Annotated in this window: 8 protein-coding genes; 3 read left to right on the top strand and 5 right to left on the bottom strand. The window is 70.8% G+C overall.

Annotated features, from left to right (window positions below; genetic code table 11):
* The first annotated feature begins 309 nt into the window (after positions 1-309).
* Both DK254_RS21995 and DK254_RS21990 read left to right on the top strand, forming a co-directional pair.
* The gene (locus DK254_RS21995) at positions 310-1,695 is read left to right on the top strand and encodes an FAD-binding oxidoreductase (RefSeq protein ID WP_109935469.1); all 1,386 of its coding nucleotides are present in this window, start codon (positions 310-312) and stop codon (positions 1,693-1,695) included.
* Positions 1,696-1,710: 15 nt separating this feature from the next.
* The gene (locus DK254_RS21990; RefSeq protein ID WP_109935468.1) at positions 1,711-2,055 is read left to right on the top strand and encodes a cupin domain-containing protein; all 345 of its coding nucleotides are present in this window, start codon (positions 1,711-1,713) and stop codon (positions 2,053-2,055) included.
* Here the strand turns inward: DK254_RS21990 and DK254_RS21985 are convergent.
* A complete protein-coding gene (locus DK254_RS21985; RefSeq protein WP_109935467.1) occupies positions 2,045-3,520 on the bottom strand; it encodes a PucR family transcriptional regulator ligand-binding domain-containing protein in 1,476 nt (491 codons plus the stop codon). The genes DK254_RS21990 and DK254_RS21985 overlap by 11 nt on opposite strands.
* Before the next feature lie 206 nt (positions 3,521-3,726).
* Between DK254_RS21985 and DK254_RS21980 the strand changes: the two genes are divergently transcribed.
* A complete protein-coding gene (locus DK254_RS21980) occupies positions 3,727-4,761 on the top strand; it encodes an ABC transporter substrate-binding protein (protein WP_109935466.1) in 1,035 nt (344 codons plus the stop codon).
* Positions 4,762-4,849: 88 nt separating this feature from the next.
* Here the strand turns inward: DK254_RS21980 and DK254_RS21975 are convergent, their stop codons facing one another.
* From DK254_RS21975 to DK254_RS21960, 4 genes are all read right to left on the bottom strand, one after another.
* On the bottom strand, positions 4,850-5,503 hold the full coding sequence (locus DK254_RS21975; protein WP_109935465.1) for an HAD family phosphatase: 654 nt from the start codon (positions 5,501-5,503) through the stop codon (positions 4,850-4,852).
* 72 nt (positions 5,504-5,575) lie between these two features.
* Complete coding sequence (locus DK254_RS21970; RefSeq protein WP_109935464.1) at positions 5,576-6,874, bottom strand: MFS transporter; 1,299 nt, start codon at positions 6,872-6,874, stop codon at positions 5,576-5,578.
* Positions 6,875-7,165: 291 nt separating this feature from the next.
* Positions 7,166-7,435 carry a hypothetical protein gene (locus DK254_RS21965; protein WP_109935463.1) on the bottom strand — a complete coding sequence of 90 codons (270 nt, stop codon included), beginning with the start codon at positions 7,433-7,435 and terminating at the stop codon, positions 7,166-7,168.
* A 524-nt stretch (positions 7,436-7,959) separates the two neighbouring features.
* Positions 7,960-10,109, bottom strand: a 2,150-nt coding sequence (locus tag DK254_RS21960) for an FUSC family protein (protein WP_371921172.1), incomplete at its 5' end; no start/stop codon positions are given.

The following is a 10,109-nucleotide window of genomic DNA, read 5'->3' as shown; positions in this document are numbered from 1 at the left end:
GTTTGGGGGTGATGCTGTTCCCTCTCCCCGGCCCTCTCCCGCAAGCGGGAGAGGGGGTTGTTCGGCGCGAGGGGGAGTGCTGAGCCGTCCTGATGCCTTGTCGTTCTCGCGAACAGCGCTTCCGGCTTGGCACGGCGTCAGTCAGGTTCGCGAGCAAGCTCGCTCCTACGAAGAGCGTGAAGGGCGGGTGGGGTGGCTCATATTTTCGTATGAGGCGGGTGTGGTGGATTGCGTGGATTGCACGATTGTTCGCCTTCCTCGTCGGGGCGACAGTGGGGTATCGACAGTTCACCCACGGACAACGCCCCCATGAAACGCTCCCTCTGGCTTCAGGAAATCGCCGACGAACTTGCGCCCACCGCGCCGTTGCGGGAAGACATCACGGTGGACGTGGCCATCGTCGGCGGCGGCTTCGTCGGGTTGTGGACGGCGTTGCGCCTGCTGGAGCTGGAGCCGCGGTGCCGCATCGCCATTCTCGAGCGGGATATCTGCGGCGGCGGGGCTTCGGGGCGCAATGGCGGGTTCGTGATGTCCTGGTGGCCGAAGATCAGTTCCCTGGCCGCGCAGTGCGGCAGGGAGGAAGCGCTGCGCCTGGCGCGGGCTTCGGCGGCGGCCATTGGCGAAATCGGCGAGTTCTGCGAGGCCCATGGCATCGATGCGCATTTCCGCCGTGGCGGCTGGCTGTGGACCGCCACCAGCAATGCTCAGCGCGGCGCCTGGAAGGATGTGCAGCGCACCTGCGAGCGCCTGGGCGAGGCGGTGTTCGAGCCGCTGGCCGATGCCGAGGTGGCGCGCCGTGCCGGTTCGCCGCGGCACCTGGAGGGGGTGCTGGAGGCCAGCAACGCCACCGTGCAGCCGGCGCGGCTGGCCCGTGGGCTGCGCCGGGTGGCCCTGGAGAAGGGCGTGCGGATTTTCGAGAACACGCAGGTGGAGGACTTCCAGCGCAGCGCCCCTGCCCTGCTGCGCACGCCGGGCGGTACCGTGACCGCGGGCCGCGTGGTGCTGGCCACCAATGCCTGGGCCGCGCAGATTCCCGAGCTGCGCCGGACCATCCTGCCGGTGACCAGCACCGTTGTCGCCACCGCGCCCATTCCCGACCGCCTGAAGTGGATCGGCTGGACCGGCGGCGAGGCCGTCACCGATTCGCAGTTGATGGTGGACTACTACCGCACCACCCGCGACGGGCGCATCGCCTTCGGCAAGGGTACCGGGATGATCAGTTTCGCCAGCCGCATCGACGAGGGTTTCGACGACGATGCGCAGCTCAGCCGCGATACCGAGGCGGACTTCCGCCGCACCTACCCGCAGTTGCACGACGTGCCCATCACCCACAGCTGGTGCGGGCCCATCGACCGCACCTACGACAGCCTGCCGGTGTTCGGCCACCTGCAGGACGCGCCGCACATCTTCTATGGCATCGGCTGGAGTGGGAATGGGGTGGGCCCCAGCCGCCTCGGCGGGCGCATCCTCGCCAGCCTGGCGCTGGGCCGCGACGACGAGTGGAGCCGCTGCGGCCTGGTGGGCCGCCAGCCCAGGCGCTTCCCGCCCGAGCCGCTGCGCTACCTGGGCGGCCTGCTGGTGCGCGGCGCGGTGCAGCGCAAGGAGGCCCGCGAGGCCGACGACGAACAACCGGGCTGGCTGGACCGTGCGCTGAGCACCCTGGCCCCGGCTGGCCTGGAAGACAAGAGCCTCTGACCGCAGGAGTACGCCATGAACCAACCCATCCGCCTGACCGCCACCGCCAGCCTCGCCCTGCCCGCCGCCGTGCCGGCCAAGGTGCCCGTCGGCACGCCGCTGGCCGAGGCCGCCACCCACGCCGTGGAGGGCCCCGGCGGGCTGCTCGCCGGCGTCTGGGAATGCACGCCGGGGCGCTTCCGCCGCCAGGTGCTGGAACGCGAGTTCAGCCATTTCATCAGCGGGCACTGCTTCTTCGAGCCCGACGGCGGCGAGCCGATCGAGCTGCGCCCGGGCGACGCGGTGCTGTTCCCGGCGAACTGCCAGGGCACCTGGGACGTGCGCGAGACGGTGCGCAAGAGCTTCGTGATCATTCCCTGAAGCCGGCGATCTGCGCCGCGCGCAGGGCGATCCAGAGCACCGCGACGTCTTCGGTGGAATCCAGCGAGCGGCCGGTGATCTCTTCGATGCGGCGGATGCGGTAGACCAGCGTCTGCTTGTGCACGTTGAGGCGCTGGGCGGCCTTCTGCCAGGAGCGGTTCTGCTCCAGGAACACCAGCAGGGTGTGCTCCAGCTGCGCGCCCTGCTGCTGGTCGTAGTCTGCCAGCGCGCCGAGCACGCGGCGGTGCACCCGCGCCGCGTCCTCCAGGCTGGCGGGCAGCCAGGATTGTTCGCTCTGCGCCTCGGCGTAGCGCGCCAGCGGCCGCTGCGCGGAGGCGTGGGCCAGCGCCAGGCGGGCCTCACGCAATGCCTCCGGGGCGCGGCCGGCGTGGCCCAGCGGGTTGCCCAGGCCGAGCGGGCAGCCCAGCGCCTGCTGCAGCGCCTCGGCGGATTCGCCGCGGGCCAGCAGCAGGATGAGTTCCTCGCCCTGGTTGCGCAGCAGCAGGTTCACCCCGTGCCGGCGCAGGCGTTGCGCCCAGCGTTCGGGCAGCGGCCCGGCGGGCCGCGCCACGGCCAGGGTGGCCTGTTCCACCGGGCAGTCGAGGGCGGCCAGGCGTTCCTGCGCCGGGCGTTCGCTCAGGCGTTGCTGCAATAGATCGTCGAGCAGTTCAGAACCCTGCCGCAGCAGGCGCTCGTGCTCCACCTGCAGGCGCTCCAGCTCGATGCCCAGCACCGCCGTCACGTGGTGCAGCAGGCCGTAGTCGAGCAGTTCGCCGCCGCTGGCCAGCAGTTCGCAGGCGGCCAGGGACGGCAGCGCCATCACCAATGCCTCTTCCTCGCCGGCCAGGTAGCGGTTCACCGAGGCACCGCCGCCGCGCCGCTCGCCCAGGGCCTGGCGCCAGGCTTCGGGCAGCGGTTCCAGGCCTTCCTGCCAGGGCTCCAGGCTGGCCGCGTCGAACAGGTACAGGCGCGCCCGCACGTCCGCCGCCAGGCGCTTGAGCAGGGCGTCCGGGCCTAGGCCGCGCAGGCCCATGCGCGCGCTTTCGTAGATGCGCGTGACGGCGCTGCGGCGTTCGTATTCCTCCTGCTTGCCGGCGTCGAGGATGGCCCGGGTGACCGCCGAGAACGGCACCGAGTAGTGCGTCATCAGCAGGGGGAAGCCCAGGCGCTGGGCGGCCTCCTGCAGGGCGCCGAGGTCGGCCGGGGCCTGCATGTTCTCGCCGATCATCAGCCCGGCCAGGCGCGCCGCCGCCAGCCGCTCCAGGTAGGCGCGCTGGGCCTCGGGCTGGGCCGGTATGCCGATGCCGGTGGTCATCAGCAGGTCGCCCTCGCCCAGCCATTCGGTGGGGTCGGCCAGCTCGCACACGTGGGCCCAGCGCAGGCGCCGCGCGGTGTTTTCCGCGCCGGCCAGCAGGCGGGTGCGCAGGGCGCTGTCGTCGAGGATGTCTTGGATGCAGAACGGCATGGGGCGGCTTCCGGCGGCAGGTGGAGGTGGCGCGCGGGCAAGGATGACACCAATGCCGCCCGCCTGTCGCGCCAGGGCGCGGCGCCCCGTACGGAGGTACGAGCGGCCCCGGCCGAATCGTTGTTCCGTCTGATTGTCCGGCGCCGCGCGGCGCGCCGAGACTAATCGCCAATCGCCAGCCCTCACCGACTCGACGGAGAACAACAATGCACAAGTCCCTGAGCAGCGCCATCACCCTCGCCCTCGCCTGCCTCGCCGGCCAGGCCCATGCCGACATCACCGTGGTGTCCCACGGCGGCGCCAACAAGGCCGCCCAGGTCAAGGCCTTCTACGAGCCCTATGCGGCCCAGGCCGGCAGCCGGGTGATCGCCGACGAGTTCAACGGCGAAATGGCCAAGGTGAAGGTGCAGGTGGACACCGGCAGCGTGTCCTGGGACGTGGTGGAGATGGAGATGCCGGAGCTGGCCCGCGCCTGCGACGAGGGCCTGCTGGAGGAGATCGGCGAGGACCCGGCCATCGCCAAGCTCGCCCCGCAGTTGCTCGAAGGCGCGGTGCAGCCATGCGGCGTGGGCTTCTTCGTGTGGTCCACGGTGCTGGCCTACAACGCCGACAAGCTGAAGACCGCGCCCACCAGCTGGGCCGACTTCTGGGACCTGCAGAAGTACCCGGGCAAGCGCGGCCTGCGCAAGGGCGCCATGTACACCCTGGAGTTCGCGCTGATGGCCGATGGCGTGGCGCCGAAGGACGTCTATGCCGTCCTGGCCACCAAGGAAGGCCAGGACCGCGCCTTCCGCAAGCTCGACCAGATCAAGCCGAGCATCCAGTGGTGGGAGGCCGGCGCCCAGCCGCCGCAGTACCTGGTCTCGGGCGACGTGGTGATGAGCTCGGTGTACAACGGCCGGATCGCCGCCGTGCAGAACGAGAGCAACCTGCGCATCGTCTGGAACGGCGGCATCTACGACATGGACGCCTTCACCATTCCCAAGGGCGCCAGGCGCGCCGAGGAAGGCCGCCGGTTCATCGAGTTCGTGCTGCAGACCGAGCAGCAGAAGGCCTACGCCCAGCAGATCGCCTACGGCCCGGTGAACACCGCCGCGGTCGGCCAGGTGGATGAGGCCCGGCGCCGCGACATGCCCACCGACGCGGCCAACCTGGCCAACCAGGTGCAGATGAACGCCGCCTTCTGGGCCGACCACGGCGAACAGCTGGAGCAGCGCTTCAACGCCTGGGCGGCGCGCTGATCGCCGAAACCCCGTTCCCACAGTGTGGCGTGCCCGCGCCCACTTTCCGAGCCGCCTGCGGGCGGCTTCTTTTTGCCCGGCGGGCGCGTCAGCGCCAGTCGAGGATCGGCCAGCCGAAGGCTTCGGCGTGGCTGCGCAGGGCCGGATCGGGGTTGACCGCGCGGGGGTTCTCCACCAGGGAGAGCAGCGGCAGGTCGTTGCGCGAATCGGAGTAGAAGTGGGCGCCGATCAGGCTTTCGCCCTGCGCCTGCAGCCAGGTCCGCAGGCGGGCGATCTTGCCCGCGCGATAGGTCAGGGTGCCCCGGGTGTGGCCGCTGTAGGTCCCGTCGCTCTGCTCCAGGTCGATGGCCAGGACTTCGCTGACGCCCAGCCGGGCGGCGATGCTGGCGACCAGGAAGTGCGCCGAGGCGGAGATGACCAGCAGGCGGTCGCCGGCCTGGCGGTGGTGGTTCAGGCAGCCCAGGGCGTCGAAGCGGATGCGCGGGCCTATGACGTCGGTGACGAAGGGTTCCACCGCCGCGGCGACGGCTTCGGGCGTGCGCCCCGCCAGCGGTGCCAGGGTGAAGGCCATGTAGTCCTCCATCGCCAGTTCGCCCCGGGCGTAGAGGGCCATGAGCGCCTGGTCGTGGTGGACGAAGACATCGCCGTCCACCCAGCCCAGGTCGGCCATGTGCCGGCTCCACAGGCTGGCGCAGTCGCCGTCGATGAGGGTGTCGTCCAGGTCGAAGAGTGCGAGGGCCATGGGCCTGCTCCTTAGTGTGCTCGGGAATGCTGGCCGGGCCGCCCCGCGGCCCGGCGTGTCGGCGCTGGCGGCTCAGCGCGCCTGCAGGCCGCTGGCGGGTACGGTGCCGGCCTGGCCCTGCGGGACGCTGTACCAGAACGGCACCAGCAGCAGGCAGGCCGCCAGGGCGGTGCCGGTGAAGAGGACGAACACCGAGAGGGTGTCGAAGTAGCCGGGCAGCAGGCCGCCGAGGATCGCCCCCACCGAACCGCAGCCGTTGACGAAACCGGTGGCGGTGCCGGCGGCCCGGCGGGTGCCGAAGTCGATGGCGGCGGCGCCGCTGATCATCGAGTCGGGGCCGTAGAGGGTCACGCCCATCAGGAACAGCAACCCCACCACCAGGTACAGGTTGCCGCTCAGCAGCACCGGCACGAACAGCGCCAGGCACACCGCCAGCGCCAGCAGGCTGAGCACGCAGGCGGGCATGCGCCGGGCGCCGAACAGCCGGTCCGAGGCCAGGCCGATGAGGATGGGCCCGAGCAGGCCGGCCATCTCGAAGGCGGTGGGGACGATGGCCGCGGCGACCTTGCCGATCTCCGGCATGCGCTCGTAGATGATCACCGGGCCCCAGAACAGGATGGCGTAGCGGGCCGGCTTGAGCAGGAAGTAGGCCAGCCCCAGGACCAGCACGGTGCGGTTGCGCAGCACCTGGCGCAGCGCGTCCCACAGGCCGCCGTCGGCTTGCGCCGGCGGTTCGTGCCGGTCTTCCAGCGGCGGCAGGCCGACGTCTTCCGGGCGGTTGCGCTGCAGCAGCAGGAACAGGCAGCCCACCACCAGCACCACGCCGGCGGCGGAAAGGAAGGCCACCTGCCAGTCGTCGGTGAGCCGGTAGGCGCACCAGCCGACGAAGGGCGTGGCCACCAGGCCGCCGAAGGCGTAGCAGGTGCTCCAGTAGCCCATGGCGCGGCCGCGCTCGCCGGTGGAGAAGAAGCAGCCCATGTTCTTGCACAGCCCCGACCAGCCGGTGGACTGCGCCAGGCCCTGGACGACCATGCAGGTGGCGAAGATCGGCAGGGTGGCGAAGGTGCCCATGGCCAGCGCCGCCAGGGCCGAGACGAACAGCCCTACGCCCACCACCACGCGCGGGCCGTAGCGGTCGGCGAAGCTGCCCCAGACGAACTGGCCCACGGCATAGGCGGCGAGGTAGAGGGCATCCAGGTCGGCCATCGCCGCCTTGTCGAGGACGAAGCCCGGGTCTTCGCCGATACCCAGCTTGGCCACGGAGAAGGCCTTGCGGGTGAAGTAGAAGGCCGCGTAGGCCAGCCAGGTGATGGCGAAGATCTGGATGCGCCAGCGCTGCTGGGCGGTCCAGCCGCCGGTTCGAGTCTGCATGGGTGGTGCTCCCCCTTGGTGTTCTTGTGGTGGGTGCGGCCGGTGCACGGCAAGGCCTCGTCCAGCGGCACGAAGGGGCGAGCTTAGGTGTGGCGCGGCGCGCAGAACTTGACCGCTGGCTCACGCTGCGAAGCCCGGGGGTCAAGTCCCACAGTGCTCGGCGCAATTACGGAAGTCGGCTACGGCGGGGGCGATGCGGCGCTGTCGGAAAACCGCCTGCGCCCAGCCAGGAGGCAGGTATAGGCGGGTATAGGCGGGTGATCGCTGTGGGCGGTGATTCGGTCGCGGCGCTCAGGTGCCCAGGTAGCGCTCCGGCCAGCGCAGTTCCCAGGCCTCCAGCTCGGCGCCGCTGGGTGGGCAACAGCCGGCGCGCAGGGGCGCCACGGCCGCCGGCGGGCTGGGCAGGTCGCAGTGGATGGCCGGGTTGGCGCTGGCGTAGCGGTGCGCGGCCTCGGCGCAGGCGGAGGCTTCGTCTTCACTGGTGCATACGATGAAGAACGTCCCCAGGAAGACCTTCCATGTGGGCGGATCACCATCGGTCTGTTCGATCCGGATGTCCATGGGCCCAAGCATAGCCACACATTTATTACGGGAAGGCGCAGGTCGTCGCCTGGGGGGTGGGCCGTTGGTCGGGGCGCGACGGGATCGGTTGTGTCGGGGCGGCGATGCCAGGTTCGGAACCGAGCGGGCTGGCGGCCAAGGTCAGGCGGCGGATAACGCCTGGGGCGTTATGCGCCCTACGCAACGGCCGACCTTGGCGTAGGGCGAATAACCGTTCGCGGTTATCCGCCGTTGGCCGTGCCATCGGGGTGTCCGGCGTGGCGGGTGAATCCAATCGCGGACAAGGTCCGCTCCTACAGGGAAATGCCACGCCTTCCGGCAACCTGTAGGAGCGAGCTTGCTCGCGAACGGACTCCGCAGCGGGGTTTATTCGCGAGCAAGCTCGCTCCTACGAAGAGCATTTCGGCGCGGGCCGCAAGACAGTTGCTCCTACGACCGTGCTTCCTGGAACCGTAGGAGCGGACTCTGTCCGCGATTCGCGCGCAGGGCGCGCTCCTACAGGTGGGGCACGGCGCGCGGCTTCCTCAACCCCGCGACGTCTCGCGTAGCGGCGAGCTGGGGTCGAGCAGCGAGGTGCGGATGAAGTGCAGGTAGCTGCACATGCGCCGCAGTGGCGAGGTGCCGAAGTGCGGCGGGCGCGGTTCCTGGGTGGTGCGGGTGCTGTGGATGGCGTGTTCCACCGCCGCCAGGGCGCGCAGGCGGTTGTGCTCGCTGGGCTGGATGAACAGGCGGATCAGCGCCCGGCCCATGGCGCGGATGGCGCGGCGCCAGGGCAAGTGCTCGGCGTACCAGGGCTCGTCGGGCAGCCGCGCCTGCTCGCGGCGCAGTTCGATGATCGCCAGGCCCACCTCCTGCACCTGGAACATCCAGCGCAGCAGCCGGCGCTGCACGTCGGGGCGGCCGCTGGCCAGGCCGTAGGCCTGGTTGAGCAGGTCGCGGGTGCCGCTCTCGAAGCCGGCCGACAGGCCCTTCAGCGGGTCGCTGATGGTGTGCACCACGCGCATGCGCAGCTCGGCTTCCAGGCGCTCCCACAGCCAGGGGCGGTTCGGCGGCAGGATCACCATGGCCGCCACCACCGCCATGCCCATGGACAGCAGCATGGCCAGGTACTCGTTGATGAAGGTGTAGGCGTCGTAGCGCGCCAGGTTGGCCGGCAGCGAGGCGATGCAGAACCACACCAGCAGGCCCACGCCGTAGCCGCTCCACTGCGGTCGGGTGATGAGGAAGGCGCCGAGGGCGAACACCGGCGCCAGCACCATGCACAGCAGCGGGAAGCCATCCAGGTGCGGCAGCACGCGGAAGGTGAGGACGAAGCCCAGGGTGGCGCCCAGCAGGGTGCCGAGGGTCAGCTGCAGCGACAGGCGCTTGGGGTTGGGCGAGGCCGACGACAGCGCGGCGATCAGCACCGAGGTGAGGGTGAAGGTGGCGCCGCTGACCCACGAGGTCTCGATCCAGAACACCCCGCCGACGATCACCAGCAGCGCGCAGCGCAGCCCGGCGACCGCCGCGGCCACGGCGTTGGCCTTGGGCGTGAAGCGCTCCTTCCACTGCTCGCGGGCGTGCCTGTGGGCGGCCAGGGAGGCGTGGGTCTGGGCGTAGTCGTGGAGGTCGCCGGCGAAGCGGAACAGCAGCTCGGCGGCGGTCTCGAAATCCAGTTGGTCGGCCTCCCGCGGGCAGGCGTGGGCGAGCCTGGCGCGGGCCTCGCGGATCTGCGGCATCAGTTGCTGGCGGCAGTGCTCCAGCTGCGCGGCGAGGAAGGCCGCGTCGGCGTCGCGCAGCGGCCGGCCATGCCAGCCGGCGAGCAGGCCGCCGACCTCGACCAGGCACGGCATCAGCACTTCCAGCACGGCGGCGGCCTGGCGTTCGCGCAGGCGGTCGAGCAGGCGCTGCAGGGCGTGGAAGCGCGTGGTCAGCTGCATGAACTCGCTGTTCAGGCGCGCCAGGCGGCCGCTGCGCAGGCGCATGTGCGGGTCTTCGAAGGCGGTGACGTTGCGCAGGTTCTCCAGGCCCACGGCCTCGGCGGCGATGCGCGCGGCGGCCTGCTCGAAGCGGGCATGGTCGAGGGTGCCCTCAAGGCCCGCGGCGGCCAGCCCGGCGAAGTCGCCGAAGCGCGTGTCCAGGGCGTTGCGCAGCGCCGCGCTGCTGGTCTGCGGCAGCACCAGGGCACTGACCAGGCCGGTGCAGAAGATGCCCAGGGTGATCTCCAGCACCCGCCACAATGCCGCCATGAAGGCGCCCTCGGGATGCAGGGTGGCGGGAATGCCGATCATCACCGCGGTGTAGCCGGCCAGCAGGCAGGCATAGGCGCGGAAGTCGCGGTAGCGCGCGGCGCCAGCGGTGCACAGGCCGACCCAGATCGACACGCAGAGCAAAAACAGCACCCGCTCCTGGGCGAACAGGGCGATGAAGGTGACCATCACCGTGAGCCCGGCCAGGGTGCCGAGGATGCGGTAGAAGCTCTTGGCCAGGACCTGCCCGCTCTGCGGCTGCAGCACGATGAAGGCGCTGACCAGCACGGTGTTGGGCTGCGGCAGTTCCAGGCGGTAGGCCAGCCACAGGGCGAGGAAGGCGGTGAGCAGGGTCTTGCCGATGAACACCCAGGTGACGCCGTCGCTATGGGCCCAGGCGGACGCCGCCTGGCGCAGCGCGTCGGTGCCGGGCAGGCGCGCGCTGA

Origin of the sequence: Pseudomonas sp. RW407 (genome assembly GCF_003176655.1) — a bacterium.
Taxonomy (GTDB): domain Bacteria; phylum Pseudomonadota; class Gammaproteobacteria; order Pseudomonadales; family Pseudomonadaceae; genus Pseudomonas; species Pseudomonas delhiensis.
This window is presented reverse-complemented; position numbering and strand designations above follow the sequence as displayed.

Excerpts from the sequence above, each read along its gene's own strand:
- DK254_RS21980 (WP_109935466.1), top strand. The coding sequence starts at position 3,727 with ATGCACAAGTCCCTGAGCAGCGCCATCACCCTCGCCCTCGCCTGCCTC.
- DK254_RS21965 (WP_109935463.1), bottom strand. The coding sequence starts at position 7,435 with ATGGACATCCGGATCGAACAGACCGATGGTGATCCGCCCACATGGAAG.
- DK254_RS21985 (WP_109935467.1), bottom strand. The coding sequence starts at position 3,520 with ATGCCGTTCTGCATCCAAGACATCCTCGACGACAGCGCCCTGCGCACC.
- DK254_RS21975 (WP_109935465.1), bottom strand. The coding sequence starts at position 5,503 with ATGGCCCTCGCACTCTTCGACCTGGACGACACCCTCATCGACGGCGAC.
- DK254_RS21990 (WP_109935468.1), top strand. The coding sequence starts at position 1,711 with ATGAACCAACCCATCCGCCTGACCGCCACCGCCAGCCTCGCCCTGCCC.
- DK254_RS21970 (WP_109935464.1), bottom strand. The coding sequence starts at position 6,874 with ATGCAGACTCGAACCGGCGGCTGGACCGCCCAGCAGCGCTGGCGCATC.
- DK254_RS21995 (WP_109935469.1), top strand. The coding sequence starts at position 310 with ATGAAACGCTCCCTCTGGCTTCAGGAAATCGCCGACGAACTTGCGCCC.